Genomic DNA, 23,565 nt, shown 5'->3' with positions numbered 1-23,565 from the left:
CTAAAAACATTTTACAATGAAAAATCTATTAATCATAGCTTTATGCTTACTAAGCATCTCAATGACTTCTCAAGAAGTGGAGAAAATCAAGGTATTTTCCAAAGAGTTGTCTCAAACCCGAGAGATATCTATCTACAAACCTCTGGGGTATGAAGAATACTTAAATCGATATTATGATGTATTCTATGTTTTTGACGCACAGGCTTCAGCATTCCCAAAATATGTAAGTGCACTTTCAGAAATCTTACAGGGCGATAGTCATAAAGGTGCACTTGTAGTGGGCATATCAGCAACTTATATTGAAAATCCTGTATATGCCAGAAATCATGATTTTCTTCCAGAAGATTTTGATATCACTGACCAAGGTTCTTACGGAAATCAGAATAAATTTTTAGCCTACGTGAAAAATGAAGTCATTCCTTATGTAGAAGATAACTATCGTACTAGAAGACATAGAACAGCTATTGGACATTCTTTAGGAGGTTCATTTGTTATACATTCCTTAGTAAATGACCCAACACTTTTTGATAATTATATAGCAATTTCCCCTAACCTCTCTTACAAAGAGGAACGTTTGGCCAAAAGCTTAGAAGACTTCGATTTTAATCAATTCAAGGGCAGCAAGTTTATCTATTTGAGTCATTCAGAAGAAAATGACGAACAAAAGTGGAAAGGATGGAAATCTGCTAATCAAAGAGCGTATAAAGTGCTGAATGAAATTCCTGAAAATTCAAATGTTCAGGTTTTGGTAGAGCAATTTCCTAATGAAGATCATTTGTCAAATTTTGGCACAAGTGTAAACTCAGCCTTAAGAAAATACTTCGCTACAATTCTACCGCAACAACATGCTGAGTTTAGTGATGAATCTTATTCAATTACCATAAGAGCCAAAGTGCCAAATGAAAATGATGAGCTTTTTATAACGGGTAATCAAGAGGTTTTAGGCAACTGGATACCTGAAGTATTAAAGATGAATAAAATATCAGCGTTTCAAAGAGAAATTAAGCTTTCATTAAAAGATATGGCTGAATTTAAGTTCACTCGTGGAAGTTGGGATAAAGATGCCTGGGTGAAATCGGCAAATGGTTTTAATAATTTCAATAGTGTAATCCGACCAAAAGAAGGGCAGACGTATTCTTTTGAAATTGAAACCTATAGTGATCGAATGGGTAATTAAATACAAGTGCCCTGTTAATAAATACTCTTAAACCTCAATCTTATGAAAAAAATAATCATTGCCATAATCTTCACACTAATTACTAATTATAGTTTTAGTCAAGAATACGGATGTTTTAACTTTACCATGAATGGTGCTACGGTTGATGGAAGGTACATTCCCAATGTAACCTTGAACATTCCTGTTAGTATTGATGCTCTACCGTATGAATTTACAATGCAACTTGATCTTGGGGCTGTGAATACCACTCTTTATGGAAATTCGATTCAACCCTATATGGTTAAATATCCATCATTAAAAAACAAAATTGACTCAACTAAAACATTTGTTATCCAAAACAAAAAAAACATAAAGTTAAGCGGAGTAAATTTAAAGATGGGTGATGTACAATTCAAAACTATTGATATCGGTTTATTTGCTAATTATGGTGATGTCTACACCGTAGATTCCTTGCAGACAAAATCCTCTAAACATATTGGTACAATTGGTCCTGATTTGTTTCAGGACAAAGTATTGGTAATTGATTATCCTAATAAAAAAATCTGTATTTATAAAGAACTACCGAATGCATACAGCAAATCGAACTTCGAAAACTTTAAAATGCAATATGGAAGAATATTGATTCCTTTTGATATCGATGGGAACAAAGAGATGCTAATGTTCGATACGGGGTCTAGCATGTTTTCTTTACTCACTGTTAGAAACAATGCTAAACTCATATCTGATGGTAAAATCATTGATTCGATTAGTGTTAATAGTTGGGGAAATCTAATGGCTGTTTATTCCAGTAAAGTGAATACTGATGTAAAATTTGCAGGGATAAAATTACCTGAAACAAATGTTCATTTTTTAGATAATGCTCAATTTGAAAATGGTTTTAAACAACTCGGCATTTGGGGGATAACTGGAAACGCTTACTTTACAAATAATACCATCATTATTGATTATAAAAATCAAAAGTTTGGTGTTCAATAATATGGATATCTTGATGCCTAATGGCATAACCTACATAATTTTTAATCCAAGAAAAATGAAACTACTTAAACGAATACTCTTTGGTTTATTAATCCTTATCCTTTCTGGTGGGATCATCAGCTTCTTTTACTTTAAAAATAAATTCTTGACTGCTCCACCAAATGAGCTAAGCGTTTCCAACTTGGGTGAACCTATTGATTTTATTTGGAGAAGTCACAAGCTTGAAGATAAAATTGAACCTCATGGCTCCATGTATGTTCCAATAAGTATTCCAGGAGCAGATCATACATTTTATATGCAGTTTGATACTGGGGCGGTTTCAACAGTATTGTACTATAATCCTATCCTTTCCATAAATGAGAAATATGGTAATATTTTCAAAATAGATACCATAGATGGAAAAGTAAGGGCAATGAATGCCAAGCTAAAAGTGGGCACCGTAGATGTAAATGCAAAGTCTTTAGGTTTTAGGGGATTAGGTAATAAAATTAATTGGGAAGAGGATTCATTTGTAATTATCGGTACTGTGGGAAACGATTTTATAGAGAAAAACCCGTTGATTATGGATTTTAAAAATCAACAGATTACACTTACTAATTCTGAAGACCAAAAAGTAAAAACAGAAAACGACTATTTGCCATTTACCTTTGATGGCCGTAAAATATTTCTCAATGCTCAATTAAATAAACGGCCGGTAGAATTATGGTACGACTCTGGCTCAAGTATGTTTGAATTGATTGTAGAAGAAAGTACATTTTGGGACTTGGCAGCCCCAGGGGCAGAAATGGAATCTTTTATGATATCCTCTTGGGGGGCACAGGTTCCTGCGCATAATATTAAAAGCGATGGAGAGTTTCAATTTGGTTCTATAAAAATACCTCTTACTACGGTTACATATATGGAATGGCCTAATAAGTTACAAGCTTTTGTTTTGAAGGCAGCAAACATAGGTGGTGACTTAGGGGGAATGACTGGAAACAAATTATTTCTGGACAAAACATTAATTCTAGATGTACCTAATCTGCGTTATGCACTAAAAGAATAAGACTTGGACATTTGATATACTTCACTTTCCACTTTTATTTACAATAAAGAATTACAAGCAATTATTATATAAACCTGATTAAATAATTACTATGAGAATTTTTATAACTGTTATCTTAATATTCGTTTTAATTGGATGCCAATCCAGCGATAATGAATTATCTAAAGGACTGTCTATTATAGGAACTGTTCATTTTCCTACACCTGGTGTTAACGCAGACTCCATTTATCAGGCGATTAAAATGGCAAAACCGGATGTCATATTACTGGAACGAGATTCAACAGCATTTGATGACAATTTCAAACCGCTATTTGACGACCAGGAAAATGAATCTCTGGCCATTAAAAGGTATTTGAAAGAACATCCTGATGTATCGATACGGCCAATTGAATTTGAAGGTAGAAATTCATACAGAGTGGAAATTGGATTATTCCCTCAGGCTAATGAAGTCTACCAGAAGTTAAATGAAATGGCACGATCAGGTCAGTTTTCTAATCAACAACAAGAAATTTGGGATCAATTTGCTCAATATTGGATGCAGATGGACAGTTTATCTTCAGAGAGCCTGAAAGCCTTGAACACTAAGTACACCGACAAACTCCTTGAGAAGGCAAAACAAATTCAGTATACAGAAATGAAAAAACTTGTAAACGCCAGAGATGAGTATAATAAGCTCATGTTGGATGCGAGAGGTGATTCTATCTCATTAAAAGACTATTTTAACAAATGGGAACAGTTCGAACATTATGAGAGGAATAATGCCATGGTTGCGAATACGATCAGGACAATGAACAGTATGCCGAAACAAAAATTTGTACTGATTGTAGGGTACCACCACAGGTATTACATTAAAAATAAGATTGAAAAACAGTCTCCTGAAATAATACTTTCAGAATACTACAATTAAAGTAATGCCTTGCTGAACAAAAACCAGAGCATAAAGAATTAGTAGAATTCTCCAAAATAAACGAAGACTATTGAAACATACGGAACAAAGCAATGGCTCAAAATATTTTAAAACAAATTCAGCAAATCCGGGTAAAGAATTTGTTGTAATCAATTAAATCAAACAAAATGAAAAAACATTTAGCTATCCTCCTACTGCTTACTTTATGTTCGTGTGTAGACACTGCAAAGAATGAAGCAGTAAATGAATCCTTAATGGATCAAAGCTATTTTAAGCATCTTAACTATTTGGTTATACAGATTTGAAACGATGCCAAAACCAATAACTATGTCGAACAGTATAGAAGAAGCAAAAGATAAAAGAAAGTGATCATTTTTCAACTGAAGATATTGAAAGGATTTTAGTTTTTGGCGTATAAACATTTACCATATTTCAGAATTCAATACTAAATATTATTTTTAATCTATATCTTTATAAAAAAAAATATGAAAAGATATAAAGATATTAAAGTATCAACTACGGAAAATATAAGTGGCATAAAAATACTTCAGCACATTAAACCTATTTCAGCACATACAGTCCTTGGAACTAATGTTTTTAGTGATTTCTTAGGAGGAATTACTGATTTAATTGGTGGAAAGTCAGAATCCTATCAAAAAAGATTAAAGTCTATTTATAATGATGCAATAAGTGAGATTAAACAATCTTGTTATGAGGTTGGTGGAAATTGTGTTATCGGTTTAAAAGTAGATATTGATGAAATATCAGGCAAAGGAAAATCAATGTTTATGATTACTGCAATTGGAACTGCTGTTTTAGGGGAAAGTATTACAGCAGAAAAGAAAGTAATTAAAAAACAAGACGGCAAAATATATCCCGAAGACATTGAATTTTTAGAAAACAGGTTGATGTTGTTAGAAATGTTAGAAGATAAATCTTTAAAATTAACTGATAATAATTGGAAATTTATAATTGACAATAAAATAGTTGAAGTAATACCCTTTTTATTAGATAGACTTGAAAAGCGGTTCGCATATTCCGAAGAAAATTTAAAAGTTTATTTAGAACAACTTTACGATTATTTTAGTCTTCTGGATGCAGAGATAAGTACTTCTTATTTGTACGATTATATTGAACAAACCAATTTTAAAACTGGATTAAATATTGTTGAAATCATTAAAAAACTTTATTTATTAGATTATGACAAAACAATAAAAATAATAGAGAGTAGCAAGTTGGATGCACAAAAAATAGGACTTCATTTATCTACACTTGAAAAGTCATATTACACAATAGATGATATTGAAAAAATTGAAAATCTAATTTCAAAAATTGACGTAAGTTTTATAGAACGAATACAAATACAAACAACCACTGTAAAACAATTTTTAAAATCTATCGAAAAAGAAGTTTGGATATGTGGCGAATGCCAAAAACCGAATGAAATGGATTTAGCTAAATGTCATTATTGCAAAAAAGATAAATATGGATTTGCTAGAGCAGACCTAACTCCTAAAAAAGTGAAAGATTATTTAAATAAGAAAATTCTTTTAATAAAGGAATTAGCAAATTCTAAAAATATTAAAAGTATTTAGTAATTTTTAATTTTTCAGATCTCGAAGCCTATCAAAAGAATAAAGAAACCAAATTTATACGGGCTTTTAAGCTAAAACATAAAATGTTTATAAGTTCTATTTATTCCTAATGACAAAGGCGGAAATTCTATTTAAATTACCATTCGTCTTTTTTTGTTGAAATTACATTTTTGTAAATCGAAGTCATTGTTGATTTTATATCTAATTTAACGCCTTTAATGACACCCTCATAAAATGGATGTGTTGTTGTTTTGAATTTTTTTCTTTTCTTTTTACTAATCCAAGCAATCTTCCAAATCTCTTCAACCCAGCTATTGAACCTATCAACTTTTTCTTGTTTTAATCCTGTAAATTCAACCATATCAAAACCAAGCATTACTTCTGCGTTAGCATTAATATCATTAAACCCATTTGGTGTATAAGCATCCGTTAAAGTATAAATTATTCTGAACTTGTTATCTTTTACATTTATTTCCATTGTATGGTTAAACTTAATTATTCCCAGTTCATTCTGATACTCATCTTTATAAAACTCCTTTCTTGCATTTTTAAAAGTAGACTCATTAATCCCTTTTACGACAATAACTCCAGATTCGGTATTTTTTAATTGAACAACATCCTTTGCAGAATTATAATTTAAGGCAATCCATCTACTAATTGAATTGAAAATTTCTGTCTTATTCTTTTTATTAACATCAAAAACGCCAATAATAATTTTATCTTGATATTCATATTCTTGCGAATAACAATTTATTGTTGAGGTTACAAATATCCAAGTTGTAATTATTATTAACTTTTTCATATTGAAGTAAATTTTAAATAGTTATCAAATTTAAAATTAATAATTGATTTGTTTTTGATTAGTCAAAACATAATTAAAGCTATTAATGTTTCTTACTTCTTTTAAGCTGTTAAATTTGCAATAGTACACCTCGAACACTTCGAAAATATTTTCAATAATTTTCTTTATCATAATAGATGTTTTTTACCAATCTTCATTTTTATTTTCTTTTAGAGTTAATAAATTAAGTAAATCATTATTTAGATTGGTAAGCACTTTACGAGCAGTATTATTTTTCCGAATTTCGTGATAATTATTTCGTACAGCAATATCTTCAATGCTAAAACTATTATTCGTTTCAATTCCGCCAAAATCTATAGTTATTGGTTTAAACTTTAAATCAGAAATAGTAATTCGATGTTTTTGTTCTTTAACATCAATTTTGATAAAGCAATTAAATTCTGTTTGAACACCTAAGGGCATTCCATTCATATCAGAAATTTTACTGTAATTAGATGTACCACTAAAAGAATAGTTATTGTAATCTAATTTATTTATAAAGCTATTGGAAGATTTAAAAGCTTTCAAAAGTTTAACTATGGAATCTTTTGATGCATCAAATTCAAATACTTTTTGCCAAATTAGTGTTTTATTTTCTTGAAGTTTAAAGTTTTTGTATTCAGTTTTAGAGTTTTGAGAAAAAGAATTTAAGTAAACAGCAAAGATTAGTAATGTAGTGAAAATTTTCATAGGCTTATTTTTATTAGTTTCTGAACGTAATTTACAAAATGAAGCTTTAAAAACAACTTTATTTTATACCTTTGAAAAAAAGCTATTATGAAAAGTAAGTACAGCCTAGAGAAACTTGATTCTTTTCTAACAAACTATCCTATTATTTTAGAAATATACTCTAAAAAAGAGGTTTTGAGACTTTATGAAAACTGGCACACAAATAATGGTGTTTTTTTTCACGATTATTTATGGTTACTTTTTAATAAAGCCATTTTAAAAAATGGAGATATTTTTCAAGCATCGAATGATGAGAGCCTTTTTTATCAAAACGCATTTTTTCTTTATAATTGTATGGCTCATTTTAGAAGAGAAGAAGGTGGTTCAATAGAAGAAATAAACAAGTTTCATAGATTGTCTCACAAAGTTTATATAGAGGAAGCAAAAAATGATAAAATTGGTATAAAACAGGAAATAGCTTTAATCCCTCATCCAAGATGCGAATATGCTAATTCTTTAAGTAAAAAAAGATATTCAATTAATAATTTTTTTGATGAATGTAAAATTGCGTCAGAAGTATGCACTCTAAATAGCGGTTGTGGTTGTAGTATTACAAAAGTGGCTAAAAGAGATAAAAACGGAGACTTAATTAGAGAGTTAAACACTAAAAAGACAAATGAATTTAAAGAGCCTAAAGGTTGTGCATTTAGCCTATTGTCAATAATTATTTCTTTTACCGTTTTAATTTATTCAATATTATATTAGCACTATTTTAAAGAAAAAGTATATTTATTTTATTATACAACTTACCGCTCTAAACGATGTGGGTTTTTGATAAAAATGAACTGAAAACACAAATAAACTTACTAACAATGCAAAAATCGTACAAATCACAAAACCAAAAAACCCCAACTTCCTTATTAAAAGATAGTTAAGGTTTTGTTTCGTGGTCCCACATGGACTCGAACCATGGACCACCTGATTATGAGTCAGGTGCTCTAACCAACTGAGCTATAGGACCTATAATTTAGGGTGCAAATGTACTATTATTTTTAAATTATTTGCAAATAAAATTGAAGAATAAATAAAGAATTTATGATACAATGCTAATGAATACGCACAGCTATAAAAGTATTTCTTTATGTTAAAACAATCAAAGCAGTAAATTCTTTATTTAGAATCCCCTGGATTCTGGGGTAAGAATTTAAACAGCAACCTTTATGTGGCCCTAAAAGGAGATGTTTTTCAATTAAACCGTTCTTTTCATCAACCACAATCCGAAATCTTTTAAATTTTGCTTGTTCTCTTCGCTTATGCTCATTTTGGTCAACGTCTCAAAAGCTTTTTCGGTGTACATTTCAATTTCTTGCTTCATTAAAAAAGGAATATCATTTATTTGATAAATTCTCGTTACATCCGTAATTTTAATAGTATTCTCTTTTAACTTTCTTCGGTAATAATATTTCAACTTCTTTTTTGTTTCTATATCTGCAACCTCCAATGTTTTTAAATACAGAAATGTTTTTTTATTTTCGATGATGTCTCCACCTATCTGTTTTCCGAAAGTTTCTGGATCACCAAAAGTGTCTAAATAATCGTCTTGTAATTGAAAAGCCAAGCCTAAATTTAATCCGAAATCGTAAATTAAATCTGCATTTTCATCATTCGTATTGGCAACAATGGCGCCCATTTTTAAGGCTGCCGCAACTAAAACCGATGTTTTTAAACGAATCATATCTATATATTCATCAATTGAAACATCAGTTCTGGTTTCAAAATCTACATCTAATTGCTGGCCATCACAAACTTCTAAAGCTGTTTTACTAAACAATTTTGCTAATTTTTGAAACGTAACCGCTTCGTAATTTTCAAAATATTGATACGCTAAAATAAGCATCGCATCTCCAGAAAGGATTCCTGTATTGATATCCCATTTTTCATGAACGGTTGCCTTTCCTCTTCGCAAAGGAGCATCGTCCATAATATCATCATGTACTAAAGTAAAATTATGAAAAACCTCTACCGCCAAAGCTGCTGGCAATGCTTTTTGATAATCATCAGAAAAAATATCTGCTGCCATTAAAGTTAACACGGGACGAATCCTTTTGCCTCCCAATTGTAGAATATAATCGATCGGTTCGTATAAATTCTTCGGCTCTTGTACCCAATCTTTAGACTCTAAATATGATAAAAATGCTTTTTGATAATGTAAAATCTCCAAATCTGTATTTTTATGTAAAAATAATGTAAAGAAATCTTTCTTTTTATATCAAATGTTAAAAAATCATTAAAACTTTGGAAACTTTTTTTGTTTCTAAAGTTTCCTATTGTACTTTTGCCCCAGAAATATGAAAGATAAAATCATAGAAAAATCGAATGAATTATTCTTAAACCTAGGTTTTAAGAGTGTTACCATGGATGAAATAGCCAACTCTTTGGGTATTTCTAAAAAAACACTTTATAAACATTTTAATAATAAAACGGCTTTAATTGATGCGGTTACACATCATATGTTTGATACAATTTGCTGCAGTATAGATCAGGTTTGTGAGCAAAAAATGAATCCAATCGATGAAATGTTTCATATTAAGAAAGTAGTCATGGAACATTTAAAAGATGAAAAATCTTCACCTTTATATCAACTTCAAAAATATTATCCTGCCATTTATGCCTCCCTGAAAAAGAAACAGTTTCATATGGTGCAAAAAACAATTCAAGATAATTTACAAAGAGGAATAGAAGGGGGTTTGTTTAGATCTCAGATCGATGTAGATTTTATAAGCAGAATTTACTTTAATGGAATGATTGGTATTAAAGACCAGCAATTATTTCCGTTACAAAAATACGCTATGAATACGTTAATGAACTATTATTTAGAATACCACTTACGTTCCATAAGCACCTTAAAAGGATTAACACAATTAGAACATCAACTAAAAAACAATCAATTATAAATGAAAAAGTATCTATACATATTTTCTTTTTTTGCTTTTACAATTTCTTTAAAAGCACAAGAGAAAACCATGAAACTTTCTTTGGAGGAAGCTATTAGTTTTGCTTTAGAAAACAGCTATAATAACAAAGCTGCTGTCAATGACATTAGTTCAGCCAAAGAAAAAGTTTGGGAAACCACCACGATTGGTTTACCGCAAATAAACGCAAAAGTAGATTATCAAAACTTTTTAAAACAACCTGTATCCCTTTTACCGGCAGCTGCTTTTGATAATACTACTTCTACGATAGAAACTGTAGAAGAGTATTTTAATTTACAAGCAAACAGCCAACCGACACCGCCAGATGGTTTTATTCCTGTAGTTTTTGGCACAAAACAAAATGTAAATGCCTCTGTAACACTAACACAATTGCTTTTTGATGGCTCTTATCTTGTAGGATTACAATCTGCGAAAACATTTCTGAAAATTTCTAAGCAAGCCCAAGAAAAAACAGCGCTTGTAACCAGAGAGGCTGTGATCAATGCATACGGAAATGTATTAGTGACGGAAAGTAGTATCGACATTTTAAAAAGTAACATTACAATTCTTGAAAAAAACTACCAAGATGCTAAAAAGATTTACGAAAATGGTTTAAATGAAGAAGAAGATGTTGAGCAATTAGAAATCACTTTAGGCAACTTAAAAAGTCAACTAAATAGTGCAAAAAGGATGAAAGAAATAGCATATCAAATGCTAAATCTTGCATTGGGAAGTCCTATTGAAACTAACCTAATTTTAACCGATTCTTTAGACGCTTTAGCAATCAATAATATTAATTTGGGTTTAATTTCTGAAGCGTTTAATGTAAACAATCATATCGATTTTAAAATTGCTGAAAATAATAGAGAAGGGAATCGTTTAATGGTAAAGTTAGAACAGAGTAAAGCCTTACCAAGTTTAAGCGCTTTTGTAAACTATGGTTCACAGGCTTTTTCAGATACATTTTCGCTTTTTGACCGCGATCAACGTTGGTTTCAATCTTCTTTGTTAGGGGTGAGTCTTAATGTGCCCATCTTTAGTAGTTTTGGAAGGAAATCTACAACAGCACAAGCTAAAATAGCCTTAGAAACTGCAGATTTACGTTTAGAAGAAACCAAACAGCGTTTAAGTTTGCAGGCTAAAAAGGCAAAAAACGATTACCAATTTAGCATAGAAAATTATCAAACGGCAAAAAAGAATGTTGGTTTAGCAAAAAGAATAGAAAAAAAACAACGAATTAAATTTTTTGAAGGTATTTCTTCTAGCTTCGATTTATTGCAAGCACAAAATCAATTATACAGTCAGCAGCAAAATTACATACAATCTATGTTAGATGTTATTTCTAGCAAAGCAACTTTAGAAAACGCCTTAAACTTACCAATCAAATAAGAGAATTATCATGAAAAACATGTACCTATCCCTTTTAACAGTGCTTCTATTCATTTCTTGCGGAGATAAAAAAGAAATGTCTGTATCGGATGTTTTAGAGACCAACGACTTAGTACAAATAAAAGCCAAAAAGGCAGAAATTAATGCAAAGCAAATCGCATTATCAGATGACTTAAAAAAATTAAATGCCAAGATAAATGATCTAGATACAAATCGAAATATGCCTTTAATTACAACGTACCAAGTGAAAGAACAGGTTTTTACACACTACGTAGAATTGCAAGGAAATGTGCAAACCAAACAAAATATTTTAATATATCCAGAAATGCCAGGAATTTTACAAAGTGTACTTGTAAAAGAAGGGCAACAAGTTGTTAAAGGACAAATTTTAGCAAAAATTGACGATGGCGGCATGTCTCAACAATTGGCACAATTAGAAGCCAGTGCACAATTAGCAAAAACAACTTACGAGCGTCAAAAAAGATTGTGGGAACAAAAAATTGGATCCGAAATTCAGTTTTTACAAACTAAAACTGCTTTTGAAACGCAGCAAAGTGCGGTAGAACAATTAAAAAGTCAGTTAGGCAAAGCGACAATCAAAGCGCCATTTTCTGGAATTATAGATGCGATTTTTAAAGAAAGAGGAACTGTCGTTGCCCCTGGTGCTGGCGCTGAAATTTTTAGAATTGTAAATCTATCGAATATGTATATCGAAACGGAAGTTCCTGAAACCTATATTGGTAGTATCACAAAAAATAAAAAGGTAGAAGTAAACTTCCCTGTTCTTGGCGAAACATTAACCTCTAAGGTAAGACAAGTTGGTAATTTTATCAACCCAAATAATCGTTCTTTTAAAATAGAAATTGACGTTCCTAATTTAAGCGGAAATGTAAAACCAAACTTAACGGCTAGATTAAAATTAAACGATTATACGAATGAAAATGCTATCTTAATTCCGCAAAGTATTATTTCTGAAAATGCAAAAGGAGACCAGTTTATTTATATCATAAAAGATAAAAATGAAAATAATGAAGCGGTTACAGAAAGATTAATTATTAAAACAGGTAAAACGCAAGGAGATATGATTGAGGTTACCAAACATCTTTTGCCAAATGCAGAAATTATTATGGAAGGCGCAAGAAGTGTAAATAACGGTCAGGTTGTAAAAGTGATTAATAAATAGTAAAAAAATGGCAAAGAAAAATAAACAAGTAGACAAAGAGTTTAAACTCTCTTCTTGGGCAATACATAACAAAACTACTATTTATGTGCTGATGTTTTTAATTCTTTATTTAGGAATTTCGGCATACTTTACAATGCCCCGAGAAAATTTTCCTGAAATAAACGAAACTAAAATTTACATTAGTTCTGTATATCCTGGTAATACCGCAGAAGATATCGAGAAACTAATTACAAATCCTCTAGAAGATCGATTAAAATCTGTAAGTAATGTTGTAGAAATTACCTCAACATCACAAGAAGATTATTCTATTATTACGGTAGAATTTGATGAAAAAATAGATGTTGATAAAGCAAAACAGAAAGTAAAAGATGAAATAGATCAAGAAACAGCAGGCGAAGATTGGCCAACATTTAATGGTGCGAAAGTAAGCCCCAATGTTTTTGAGTTGAGCATGTCTGAAGAAGTACCAATTCTAAACATTAATATTTCTGGAAATTATCCGGTTGCAAAATTAAAGGAGTACGGAGAATATTTACAAGATGAAATTGAAGATTTATCAGAGATTAAAAAAGTAGATATTCGTGGTGCACAAGAAAAAGAGGTTGAAGTTGCAGTAGATATTTATAAAATGATGGCATCAAAAGTTAGTTTTGATGATATTACAAACGCCATCAATCGTGGTAATGTAACCATGTCTGCAGGTAACTTTATTACAAGTCAGCAACGAAGAACCATCAGAATTATTGGTGAAATCGATGCGCCTTCTGATTTAGGAGATTTTGTAATCAAAGCTGAAAAAGGCAACCCTATTTATTTAAAAGATGTAGCATCTATAAGCTTTAGAGATAAAGACAAAACCACGTATGCCAGAGAGAATGGCAATGCCGTTGTGATGTTAGACGTGAAAAAAAGATCTGGCGAAAATATGGTGGCTGCAGCCGATAAAATTGGTGTAATTGTCCAAGAAGCAAAAGCGAATAATTTTCCACCAGATTTAGAGGTAACGATTGCCAACGATCAATCTCCAAAAACCATTGGCCAAGTAGATGATTTGGTGAATAACATCATTTTTGGGGTTATTTTAGTAGTGATTGTTTTAATGTTTTTCCTCGGATTTAAAAACGCAATTTTTGTTGGTTTTGCCATACCAATGTCTATGTTTATGTCTTTAATGATTTTAGGCGCCATGGGTTATACTTTAAATACCATGGTACTCTTTGGTTTAATTATGGGACTTGGAATGTTGGTGGATAACGGAATTGTTGTGGTTGAAAACGTGTATCGTTTAATGGACGAAGAAGGAATGACCCGAGTTGAAGCTGCCAAAAAAGGGATTGGAGAAATTGCTTTTCCTATTATTATTTCTACCGCAACTACGGTTGCTGCATTTATTCCATTAGGGCTTTGGCCAGGCATTATGGGGCAATTCATGGTTATTTTACCCATTACCTTGTCTATTGTTCTAGGCTCTTCTTTATTCGTGGCTATTTTCTTTAACTCTGTGCTGGTTTCTCAATTTATGAGTATCGAGGATAAAGACATGCCACTAAAAAGTATCATTCAATTAACCAGTATTATGGCGGTTATTGGTCTGCTAATTTTCTTTTTTGGCGGCGCATATAATGCTTTAGGAACGTTAATTTTATTTACGGCAATTTCACTTTGGGTATATCGATTTGTTTTGAGAGGTGCCGCAAATTATTTTCAAAAAAACACCTTAGTTTCTCTAGAGAAATGGTACGGAAGACGCCTAAAAAATGCGCTTTCTGGCTGGACACCTTATATTTTGGTTGTAAGTACATTTATTTTATTATTCATTGCCTTTGCTGGTTTTGGTTGGTCTGTTGGTGAACAAAGAACAAAAATTGAATTTTTTCCTGATAACAAGCCCAATCAAATTATTGTGTATATCGAATATCCGGAAGGAACCGATATTGAGAAGACAAACCAAATAACCAAAGAAATTGAACAAAAAGTCTTTGGTGTTTTAAATCAGGATCAATATACCGATGGTGATTATAATTTCTTAGTAGAAAGCACAGTTTCTCAAGTTGGTGAAGGTGCTGGAAATCCACAAACAGATGGAGGTTCATCCGCAGAAATGCCACATAAAGGAAAAATTACCGCTTCGATGCGTGAGTATAAATATAGGCGTGGAGAAGACAGTGAAATTTTACGTCAAAAGGTACAAGAAGCCTTGGTTGGTATTTATCCTGGAGTTTTAATTTCTGTTGAAAAAGATGCTAATGGTCCGCCTGCTGGTTCTCCAATTAACATCGAATTAAATGGTGAAGATTACGAAGAATTAATTTTTACCGCAGAAAGAATGCGCGATTATCTAAACATGCAAAGTATTTCTGGTGTTGATGAATTAAAGATTGATGTAAACAAATCGAAACCAGGAATGGAGGTTTTGGTCGATCGTAAAAAAGCGGGTGAATTAGGAGTTTCAACTGGTCAAGTTGGCCAACAATTAAGGTCTGCTATTTTTGGAAATAAAGCCGGAATTTATAAAAAAGACGGCGAAGATTATGATATTTATGTCCGTTTTAACAAAGAAGATCGATATGATAAGAGTGCTGTTTTTAATCAGAAAATAACGTTTAGAGATCAAGCATCTGGTAAAATTAAAGAAATTCCGGTTTCTGCAGTGGCTTCTCAAAGCAATAGCTCTGGTTTTAGTGCTATAAAGCATAAAGATGTAAGAAGAGTGGTTACCGTCTATTCTGCGCTTTCTCCTGGAGAAACAGATGCAGGTGCTGTGGTGGCGAGAATTCAGAATTCTATGAAGAGTTTTAAAGACTTACCTAGAGGTATTAAAATTGATTATACAGGTCAAATTGAAGAGCAAAATAAACAAATGGCGTTTTTAATGGGTGCTTTCTTTACTGGTTTAATGCTTATTTTCTTTATTTTGATTTTCCAATTTAATTCGGTTTCTAAACCCGGAATTATTATGTTAGCCATCTTTTTAAGTTTTATTGGTGTCTTTGGTGGTTTAGTGATTACAGGAGCGCCTTTTGTAATTATGATGACGATGGTAGGTATTATTTCCTTAGCCGGAATTGTAGTAAACAATGGTGTTGTGTTGCTAGATTATGCACAACTTTTAATTGATAGAAGAAAAATACAAGATGGCATTGATGATGACGGTTTTTTACCTTTAGACAGTTTGTTTGAGAGTGTTGTAAAAGCAGGAACAGCGCGTTTACGCCCAGTTTTGTTAACCGCAATTACGACTATTTTAGGCTTAATTCCTTTAGCAATTGGTTTAAACATTAACTTCTTTACATTATTTAGCGAGTTTGATGCTAATATTTATATGGGTGGTGATAATGTTGTTTTCTGGGGACCTTTGGCAAAAACTGTTATTTATGGATTGCTTATTGCAACCTTTTTAACCTTAATTGTAGTGCCTGTTTTATTCTTTTTAGTGACCAAGTTTAAAATGAGAATAAAAGGACAATTACCGCATCAACAAGAACAAGCTGAACTTGCCTTTAGTGAGGATGTGAGAATTGATGAGAAAAATCAAATCTAAATTTTTAGAATATTTAGTTTAAAAAAGGGTTGAAATTATGACGGTTTCAACCCTTTTTGTATGTTTGAAATCATGTTTGAAAAAAAGAAAAAATCTTTTACGGTTGATGAAATAAAGCGCAAGCTAGAAAACTATTGCGTGTATCAAGATCGATGTCATAAAGAAGTGGAGCAAAAAATGCGCGATTATCAATTAATTCCGGAAGCCAGAGAAATGATCCTTTTAAGTTTGATGAAGGATAATTTCTTAAATGAAGAACGGTTTTCTAAAAGTTTTGCTCGTGGAAAATTCAGAATTAAAAGCTGGGGAAAACCTCGTATTATTAGAGAATTAAAATTTAGAGATATTTCTGCTTACAATATAAAAACAGCTTTAAAAGAAATTGATGAAGCTGAATATATTGCTACTATTTACAGAATTACCGAAAACAGAAATGCAGTTATTTCTGAACCAAATATATATAAAAGAAAGAAAAAACTTATTGACTTTTTAATGCGTAAAGGTTTTGAAAATGAACTAATTTATAAAGTAGTCAATGAAGTTGTTGCTTGAGCTGTTGCATTAAAGAAATGAATCCATATTCTTTTAAAGTTAAAATTTCCAAGATGGTTCTCGATACAAAATTTCCGAAAAAGAAATTTCACTCGAACTGATAATTAGGAATTTAAACTTTATACCAATTCTGTATTGAAATGACCGCAATAAACCGCCCTCTTTTCCTTTCTATTTCAAAACAAAAAGAAACGAATCAATATTCTTTTTAAATTAAAATTTCCACCATGGTTCTGGATACAAAATTTCCGAAAAAAGAAATTTTACTCGAACTAACAATGACGAATTCAAACGTTAACATCCATAAAATGTTACTTCGAGTGGTTTTGCTTTTTCGCAAAATTGTATCGAGAAGTTTAAATTTTAACTTCAAAAAAACTAATTTTTAAATTTCTCTAAAAACAAAGCATCGCTCTTTTTCTTGGCAGCAATTACTGCTTCAACATCCTCATTCGGTATTGCAACTGACAACACATAGTGTTTAATTTTCCAAGTAGTTCCTTGCTTTTCTAACACTCCGGCACCTCTACAAGTTCCCATCCAAGTATCTAAAAGTTCATCGAACCAAACAAAATCTCCAGAAGCATTTATAAAGATATTACGTTCTAATGTTTTAAAATTCCAAGCCTTGCCTCTATCAAAATAAGGTTTACTAAAAGCTGCAAATTCTTCTTTGCTCCAGTTTTCTGAGGCATCTGTTCCTATAAAAACAGAATTACGATCCATTTTATCAAAATAAGCATCAAAATTGGCTTCTGCAGCTGCCAAATGCCAATTATTTAAAGTGGTATTTACCGTGTTTTGAATCTGTCTATTTTCTTTTAAAGAAATCTCTTTAACCGAATTACAGGAGATAAAAAGTAGTACTAGCAAAGAAAATGAACATAGGTTTTTCATGATTAATTTTTTTTCTTTATTTGTCTTTCTAGCAATTCTCTTTTAATCGATTTTTTTGAAATACTATCTATTTTAGTAGAATCTAAACCTATAAATTTTACATCTACATCGATGGCATCTTCAAATCTCTTTTTTGCTAAAACTGAGTTAATTTTAGAATTTACTGCAGAAAAAGCTTCTATTATTTTTTCCATTTGTAGATTCACTTCATCCGCTGTTATAGCGGGTATGGAATTCATATCGACTAGCCTCAACGTTTCTGTATACAAAATATTTAACCTAGCATTAAATGAGTCAGTATTAAAAAGTTGCGGTTTTACACTTTCTATTAAAGATTTTACCAAATCATTCAACTCTGAAGCATTGCTTAAAATTTCATTCGGAGAAACTTTTTTAAATCTTGCCAAAAAATTATTTACCGTCTGAAACTCTTCCCAGTCTTTAATCTCTTTATTAAATGCTGTATCAATCTTTTTAATCGCAGCATGTTTTTTTACAACACTCAACATGGGTTTAGAATCGTCTTGTTCCTCTTTGTTATTCTCCTGTTTTTTATCGCAAGAAAATAGCAATATAAGTGAAAAAAAAATGAATAAATTTTTCAAAACTTTTTAATTTAGAACGTAAAAATACGGAATTTTTAAAGGTTAACTAATTTACAAATAGATAAAAATTGGCAAATTAATTTATGAATACAGTACCAAATATTTGTTTTAAGTAAAGTTAATTACGAATAATAAAAAGAAGTACCTTTGCTGCTGTTAATACTATAATTTCAAAATATGAACACAGTTATTTTAGTTTTAGGCGCAAGCGGACAAATAGGTACAGAACTTACGCAGAAATTACGCCTTGTATATGGCAATGACCTAGTAATTGCCTCTGATATTAGAGAAGGAAATGCAGAAATGATGACTTCTGGTCCTTTTGAAATTATTGATGCCACAGACAAAGAAACGATTTTAAAAATCATCAAAAAATATAAAGTTACCCAAGTATATTTGCTCGCGGCAATGTTGTCTGCTACTGCCGAGCAACATCCTCAAAAAGCATGGAATTTAAATATGAATTCCTTATTAGCTGTTTTAGATTTAGCCAAAGATAAGCACATAGAAAAGGTTTATTGGCCTAGTTCTATCGCAGTTTTTGGCCCTACAACTCCTAAAGAGAATACACCTCAAAAAACCGTGATGGAGCCTTCTACCGTGTATGGAATTAGCAAAGTTTCTGGAGAATTTTGGTGTAATTATTATTATGAAAAATTTGGTGTTGATGTAAGAAGTTTGCGCTATCCTGGCATTATTTCTTGGAAAACGAAACCCGGTGGAGGTACCACAGATTACGCTGTTGATATTTATTTTAAAGCATTAAAAGATAAAAAATTTGAATGTTTTTTATCTGAAAATACCCGGTTACCAATGATGTATATGGATGATGCTGTAAACGCAACCATACAATTAATGCAAGCAAATTCTGAAGATGTGAAAATTAGAAATGGTTATAATTTAGCAGCCATGAGTTTTACTCCGAAAGAAATTGCTTCAGAAATTAAAAAACAGATTCCTGACTTTGAAATTACATATAAGACAGATTTTAGACAACAAATTGCAGATAGCTGGCCACAATCTATTGATGATTCTCAAACAAGAAAAGATTGGAATTGGCAACATCAATTCGATTTAACATCGATGACAAAAGATATTCTCGAAAATTTAGAAAAAAATCAGTAAAAATAATATTGTAAGGATTCCTTTTAAATTCGTCTACTTCATCAACTTAGAAAACATCCTTTTGTAACAAAGGTTACTAGTAAAATGAATGAATAAAAATACCTTTACATAAAATAAATACGATGAGAAATATTATTGAAGAAAGTTTAAAAAGATCATTTTCATACCCCGAATATAGAACGCTAGTCAGTGATTTACTTGCAGAAGGAAAATCAACAGGACCCAATCAATCTGAAGAAATTACGAATTTTAGTATGTTGAATGATCGAAGAATGAAGCGTTTAGATAAAACTATTAAAATAGCAGACGAAACCACTTCTAGCCTTCAAAAAATAAAAGAAAAACAAACTTGGTTGTTAATTACTGAAGGGTGGTGCGGAGATGCAGCACAAAATTTACCCATTATTCATAAAATGGCGATTCTTAATGAAAATATTGAGTTAAAGTTAGTGTTACGTGATGAGAATCTAGAATTAATGGATTTATTTTTAACCAACAACGGTAGAGCCATTCCCAAATTAATTATTCTAGACTCAGAAAATAACTTACTAAATACTTGGGGACCAAGACCTAATGTGGCCACCAAAATGGTTGCTGATTACAAGGCAAAACATGGTGCTGTAGATGCTCAATTAAAACAAGATTTGCAAGTTTGGTACAATAAAGATAAAGGAAAAAGTCTTCAAGAAGATCTCCTAAAATTAATTAGCCAAAAAAGTTATTCAGAAGTCTAAAGACTCGTTAAATTATAAAAAACCGCAAACTTACTTTCAAGTTTGCGGTTTTTCTTTTGGTATCTTTGCTGTCTAAATTTAAAATGATGTTTGTTGACTACAGTAAAATTTCTAATGAGGCGAAAGTTTGGGTATATCCGTCAAGCAGAAAGTTTTATGCAACTGAAATAGCCGAAATTGAACAAAAAATAAAAGCTTTTGTTGAAAACTGGAAGCCAGAAGATGAAAACTTTAAAGCCTCTTATCAATTTTTATACAATCGGTTTATCGTTTTTATCGCTGATACTGAAAATTCAACGCTAACAAACACAGATATTGATGCTTCTGTCTCTTTTATTTTAGAACTTCAAGAAACCTATAAAGTGGAGTTGTTAGACAAAATGAATGCCTGTTTTAAGCAAGGAGAATTTGTACAATACAAGGAACTGAAAGACTTTAAAAAACTAGTAAAAAAGAGGGCTGTTACTGGCAAAACCATCATTTTTGACAATCTTATAACCAATAAAAACGATTTTAAAAACTTTTGGGAAATTCCTATTGAAGAAAGCTGGTATAACCGTTTTTTATAATTTTTTATGCTTCAAGTAAACAACATCACTTTTGGATATTCTAAAAAGAAAACTGTTTTAGATAATTTCAATTTCACTTTGCAAAAAGGCGAACATCTTTGCGTAATGGGCGAAAGTGGTTGCGGAAAATCAACACTTTTAAAAGTAATTTATGGTTTGTTAGATTTAAAAGAAGGCACTATTTTTTGGAATGAGCATCAAGTTTTAGGGCCTAAATTTCATTTAGTTCCTGGCATGGATTTTTTTAAATATGTGGCACAAGATTTTGATTTGATGCCTTATATTTCTGTATCAGAAAATATTAAAAAATTTCTGTCTCGCTTTTATCCCGAGGAAAGTGAAAAACGTACGCAAGAATTGCTAAAAGTCATAGAAATGAATGCTTTTGAGAACACAAAAGTGAAAAACTTAAGTGGTGGCCAAAAACAACGCGTTGCTATTGCTAGAGCCTTGGCAAAAGAGCCTGATTTAATTTTATTAGATGAACCTTTTGGACAAATCGATAACTTTAAGAAAAACTCTTTGCGCCGAAACTTGTTTCGTTATTTAAAAGAAAAAGAAATCGCTTGTATTGTTGCTACGCATGATAAAAACGATGCGCTCTCTTTTGCTGATCACGTACTTATTATCAAAGATCATACAATTTTAGCGCATGATAATCCGAAGAAAATATACCAAAATCCAAAAGAAAAATATGTAGCCGCTTTGTTTGATGATGTCAATGAGATTACGATTCAAGATAAAAAACAGCTGCTATATCCTCATCAACTAAAAATTGTGGAAACATCGCCATTAAAAGCTACCGTTTTAAATTCGTATTTTAAAGGTTCTTATTGGTTGATTGAAGCTGAAATTAAAAATCAAAAAGTATTTTTGAATCATTTTTGTGATATAGAAAAATTAACAACCGTTTCTATATCTATACCCTAATTTTTTAAAAAGCACGGAAAAATAATATGGGATATGATTACAAAATCTGAATAATTTTTATTTGATTTCCGTTAAAAACAACCACCTCATTTTTTCTCTTTCCTAATAGCAACTTTCCAATAGGAGAAGAAACAGAAATAGCAAAATAATTTTTTCCTTCAGCTACAAGTTGCCCTGCAGAAATACTTAAAAAATAGTTGGCTTTATCTGTAATAATGATGCTTCCTAAATGACCAACTTCTCCACTTTTTGCAATGACTATTTTTGATAAAATTTGGTTCATGATAGCAATTCCCTCTAATTGCTGACTTGCTTTTTCCATTTCTAATTGTAACATGGCACGCCCCGTTTCGTGTTTATCTCCGGCAGAACTTTTAGTTTCTGATTGCAAAGCTTTTTGATTGGATGAAATTATTTCTTGAACCGTTTCTGTGCGCTTCTTTACAAATAATTCACAGTGCCTAAAAAGGGCTTCTTTAATTTTTATTTGTGACATAACGCATTTTAACTTTCACTTTGTTAGCAAGCACCAAACTGTTTCCTCCAACATCAAAATCTTTTCTATCGAGCTCAAAGTTAGCCTTAACAATAATATTTTCCCCTGATTCTATAATTTCTATGGGTGTTTCTAATCGTTTTTTAATTCCTTTAATCGTTATAAAACCTTTTACTAGGTATTTAAAATTTGCTATTTTTTCTATTTCCGTAGCATTAAATATAATTTTTGGATACGTTTTAGCATTAAAATAAGCCGTCTCTAATAAATGCTGATCTCTACTTTCAATTCCTGTAAATATTGACTTTACATCAATCTCTACATTTAAAAAAGACTCTTTTAACGCAGCGAAATTAAAATTGCTTAAAACCTTGAATTCATTAAAATTACCATCCACATTAAAACCAAAGTTCTTGATTGTAAAGGTAATTTCAGACTCATTATTAATTTTAGATGCCTCTTGAGAAAAGCTTGTAAGCGTACAAATAAGCAATACAAGAAACAGATTTTTCACTCTTATAAATCTATTCATTATTTAAGGTAAATGCAAATGCACCATAATTTCCATGATGAGAAGTAGAAATAGAAATTGGTAATTTTTGGTTATTTTGATACAAATAAGGAATGCCAAATTCATTTTTATGAAGCTCGATTTCAGAAGAGAAATGACTCAATAAATTTTGGTTTGTAATTTTGGTTTGACTCTCATTTTTATCAATAAAAAATAAATCTGAAACCATTTTTTCGGACGTATCCTCAAAAGCCACAGAATGAATATAATTATTTGATATAAAATACTTTATACTATATAAACAATTCTCAATCTCTACAACTACTTTTAATTTTGAAACTGTTTTGCAAGTAATTTTTTTAGGTGAAAAAAACCTTTTATTCCATTTCTGTGTATGGCATTTATAAGCCGCTTCTTTCATGCTCCAAAACAACCAAACTTGTAAAAAAGGATTTTCAGAATTTAAGATTTCTTTCTGTTCTGAATCTGTAAATTGTTTTTCTAAAAAACCTTTGCGTTGCCAATTGCTTTCTGTTTTTGCAAGGTCTAAATCAACAATATCATTGCCAATCATTAGGCATTTATTTTAGCTTGAATAACCTCAACAGTTGCTTTTACCGACAACATTTGCTCCATAGAATGGTTGTCTATTTCAATCTCAAACTCATCTTCTACATCCAAAATAATATCCACTAAATTTGCGGAATTTATCTCTAAGTCTTTGATAAAATCTGTGTTTTCAGAGATGTTTTTAAACCCTTCTTCATTTTGAATATAAGGTTTTACGATCGTTGTTAATTTCTTTATGATTTCTTCTTTTGTCATTTTTGTATGATAATTTTCAGACCTCAC

24 protein-coding genes and 1 tRNA gene are annotated in these 23,565 nt (G+C 31.1%); 15 read left to right on the top strand and 10 right to left on the bottom strand.

Annotated elements, in window-relative coordinates:
* The first annotated feature begins 16 nt into the window (after window positions 1–16).
* From K8354_RS16010 to K8354_RS15990, 5 genes are all read left to right on the top strand, one after another.
* Complete coding sequence (locus tag K8354_RS16010; protein WP_223442940.1) at window positions 17–1,177, top strand: alpha/beta hydrolase; 1,161 nt, start codon at window positions 17–19, stop codon at window positions 1,175–1,177.
* A gap of 42 nt (window positions 1,178–1,219) precedes the next feature.
* Window positions 1,220–2,152, top strand: coding sequence for a hypothetical protein (locus tag K8354_RS16005; RefSeq protein WP_223442938.1), 933 nt, complete (start codon window positions 1,220–1,222; stop codon window positions 2,150–2,152).
* A gap of 145 nt (window positions 2,153–2,297) precedes the next feature.
* Window positions 2,298–3,197, top strand: coding sequence for a hypothetical protein (locus tag K8354_RS16000; protein ID WP_223442935.1), 900 nt, complete (start codon window positions 2,298–2,300; stop codon window positions 3,195–3,197).
* Window positions 3,198–3,288: 91 nt separating this feature from the next.
* Complete coding sequence (locus tag K8354_RS15995) at window positions 3,289–4,104, top strand: hypothetical protein (protein ID WP_223442932.1); 816 nt, start codon at window positions 3,289–3,291, stop codon at window positions 4,102–4,104.
* Between the two features lie 485 nt (window positions 4,105–4,589).
* Window positions 4,590–5,699 (top strand): YbjQ family protein, encoded by a 1,110-nt coding sequence (locus K8354_RS15990; RefSeq protein WP_223442930.1) that lies wholly within the window; start codon window positions 4,590–4,592, stop codon window positions 5,697–5,699.
* A 136-nt stretch (window positions 5,700–5,835) separates the two neighbouring features.
* On the opposite strand, the gene K8354_RS15985 is transcribed toward K8354_RS15990, so the two are convergent.
* Together K8354_RS15985 and K8354_RS15980 are read right to left on the bottom strand one after the other, a co-directional pair.
* Window positions 5,836–6,501 (bottom strand): DUF4468 domain-containing protein, encoded by a 666-nt coding sequence (locus K8354_RS15985; protein ID WP_223442915.1) that lies wholly within the window; start codon window positions 6,499–6,501, stop codon window positions 5,836–5,838.
* A 183-nt stretch (window positions 6,502–6,684) separates the two neighbouring features.
* Window positions 6,685–7,230: a hypothetical protein gene (locus K8354_RS15980; protein ID WP_223442912.1), complete on the bottom strand. Its 546-nt coding sequence runs from the start codon at window positions 7,228–7,230 to the stop codon at window positions 6,685–6,687.
* An 87-nt stretch (window positions 7,231–7,317) separates the two neighbouring features.
* Between K8354_RS15980 and K8354_RS15975 the strand changes: the two genes are divergently transcribed.
* The gene (locus K8354_RS15975; RefSeq protein WP_223442909.1) at window positions 7,318–7,974 is read left to right on the top strand and encodes a hypothetical protein; all 657 of its coding nucleotides are present in this window, start codon (window positions 7,318–7,320) and stop codon (window positions 7,972–7,974) included.
* Window positions 7,975–8,156: 182 nt separating this feature from the next.
* On the opposite strand, the gene K8354_RS15970 is transcribed toward K8354_RS15975, so the two are convergent.
* Window positions 8,157–8,230, bottom strand: a tRNA-Ile gene (locus K8354_RS15970).
* A gap of 228 nt (window positions 8,231–8,458) precedes the next feature.
* Window positions 8,459–9,430 (bottom strand): polyprenyl synthetase family protein, encoded by a 972-nt coding sequence (locus K8354_RS15965; RefSeq protein ID WP_223442906.1) that lies wholly within the window; start codon window positions 9,428–9,430, stop codon window positions 8,459–8,461.
* A gap of 127 nt (window positions 9,431–9,557) precedes the next feature.
* On the opposite strand from K8354_RS15965, the gene K8354_RS15960 reads away from it, so the two are divergent.
* From K8354_RS15960 to K8354_RS15940, 5 genes are all read left to right on the top strand, one after another.
* Window positions 9,558–10,163 (top strand): TetR/AcrR family transcriptional regulator, encoded by a 606-nt coding sequence (locus tag K8354_RS15960; RefSeq protein WP_223442903.1) that lies wholly within the window; start codon window positions 9,558–9,560, stop codon window positions 10,161–10,163.
* Entirely contained in the window at window positions 10,164–11,570 is a 1,407-nt protein-coding gene (locus K8354_RS15955; RefSeq protein ID WP_223442900.1) for a TolC family protein, read from the top strand.
* Between the two features lie 10 nt (window positions 11,571–11,580).
* The gene (locus tag K8354_RS15950; protein ID WP_223442897.1) at window positions 11,581–12,753 is read left to right on the top strand and encodes an efflux RND transporter periplasmic adaptor subunit; all 1,173 of its coding nucleotides are present in this window, start codon (window positions 11,581–11,583) and stop codon (window positions 12,751–12,753) included.
* Window positions 12,754–12,760: 7 nt separating this feature from the next.
* Window positions 12,761–16,294, top strand: a complete 3,534-nt coding sequence (locus K8354_RS15945) for an efflux RND transporter permease subunit (RefSeq protein WP_223442894.1) — start codon at window positions 12,761–12,763, stop codon at window positions 16,292–16,294.
* 72 nt (window positions 16,295–16,366) lie between these two features.
* Window positions 16,367–16,846: a regulatory protein RecX gene (locus tag K8354_RS15940; RefSeq protein ID WP_223447707.1), complete on the top strand. Its 480-nt coding sequence runs from the start codon at window positions 16,367–16,369 to the stop codon at window positions 16,844–16,846.
* Window positions 16,847–17,224: 378 nt separating this feature from the next.
* On the opposite strand, the gene K8354_RS15935 is transcribed toward K8354_RS15940, so the two are convergent.
* Complete coding sequence (locus K8354_RS15935; protein WP_223442891.1) at window positions 17,225–17,743, bottom strand: nuclear transport factor 2 family protein; 519 nt, start codon at window positions 17,741–17,743, stop codon at window positions 17,225–17,227.
* A 2-nt stretch (window positions 17,744–17,745) separates the two neighbouring features.
* Window positions 17,746–18,348, bottom strand: a complete 603-nt coding sequence (locus K8354_RS15930) for a hypothetical protein (protein WP_223442889.1) — start codon at window positions 18,346–18,348, stop codon at window positions 17,746–17,748.
* 177 nt (window positions 18,349–18,525) lie between these two features.
* On the opposite strand from K8354_RS15930, the gene K8354_RS15925 reads away from it, so the two are divergent.
* The 4 genes from K8354_RS15925 to K8354_RS15910 all read left to right on the top strand — a co-directional run bounded on the left by K8354_RS15925 (window position 18,526) and on the right by K8354_RS15910 (window position 21,706).
* A complete protein-coding gene (locus K8354_RS15925; protein WP_223442886.1) occupies window positions 18,526–19,473 on the top strand; it encodes an NAD-dependent epimerase/dehydratase family protein in 948 nt (315 codons plus the stop codon).
* 122 nt (window positions 19,474–19,595) lie between these two features.
* Complete coding sequence (locus K8354_RS15920; RefSeq protein ID WP_223442883.1) at window positions 19,596–20,207, top strand: thioredoxin family protein; 612 nt, start codon at window positions 19,596–19,598, stop codon at window positions 20,205–20,207.
* An 83-nt stretch (window positions 20,208–20,290) separates the two neighbouring features.
* Window positions 20,291–20,776 carry an ABC transporter ATPase gene (locus K8354_RS15915; RefSeq protein ID WP_223442880.1) on the top strand — a complete coding sequence of 162 codons (486 nt, stop codon included), beginning with the start codon at window positions 20,291–20,293 and terminating at the stop codon, window positions 20,774–20,776.
* Window positions 20,777–20,782: 6 nt separating this feature from the next.
* Entirely contained in the window at window positions 20,783–21,706 is a 924-nt protein-coding gene (locus K8354_RS15910) for an ABC transporter ATP-binding protein (RefSeq protein ID WP_223442877.1), read from the top strand.
* A gap of 37 nt (window positions 21,707–21,743) precedes the next feature.
* Here the strand turns inward: K8354_RS15910 and K8354_RS15905 are convergent, their stop codons facing one another.
* The 4 genes from K8354_RS15905 to K8354_RS15890 are packed head-to-tail and all read right to left on the bottom strand — an operon-like array spanning window position 21,744 to window position 23,538.
* Complete coding sequence (locus K8354_RS15905) at window positions 21,744–22,202, bottom strand: GreA/GreB family elongation factor (protein ID WP_223442874.1); 459 nt, start codon at window positions 22,200–22,202, stop codon at window positions 21,744–21,746.
* Entirely contained in the window at window positions 22,183–22,734 is a 552-nt protein-coding gene (locus K8354_RS15900; protein WP_223442871.1) for a YceI family protein, read from the bottom strand. The genes K8354_RS15905 and K8354_RS15900 overlap by 20 nt, the downstream gene beginning before the upstream one ends.
* Window positions 22,727–23,287 (bottom strand): 4'-phosphopantetheinyl transferase family protein, encoded by a 561-nt coding sequence (locus tag K8354_RS15895; protein ID WP_223442868.1) that lies wholly within the window; start codon window positions 23,285–23,287, stop codon window positions 22,727–22,729. Before K8354_RS15895 ends, K8354_RS15900 begins: the two co-directional genes overlap by 8 nt.
* The gene (locus tag K8354_RS15890; protein WP_223442866.1) at window positions 23,287–23,538 is read right to left on the bottom strand and encodes an acyl carrier protein; all 252 of its coding nucleotides are present in this window, start codon (window positions 23,536–23,538) and stop codon (window positions 23,287–23,289) included. The genes K8354_RS15895 and K8354_RS15890 overlap by 1 nt, the downstream gene beginning before the upstream one ends.
* Window positions 23,539–23,565 lie beyond the last annotated feature (27 nt).

This window comes from Polaribacter litorisediminis, from assembly GCF_019968605.1.
Taxonomy (GTDB): Bacteria; Bacteroidota; Bacteroidia; order Flavobacteriales; family Flavobacteriaceae; genus Polaribacter; species Polaribacter litorisediminis.
This window is presented reverse-complemented; position numbering and strand designations above follow the sequence as displayed.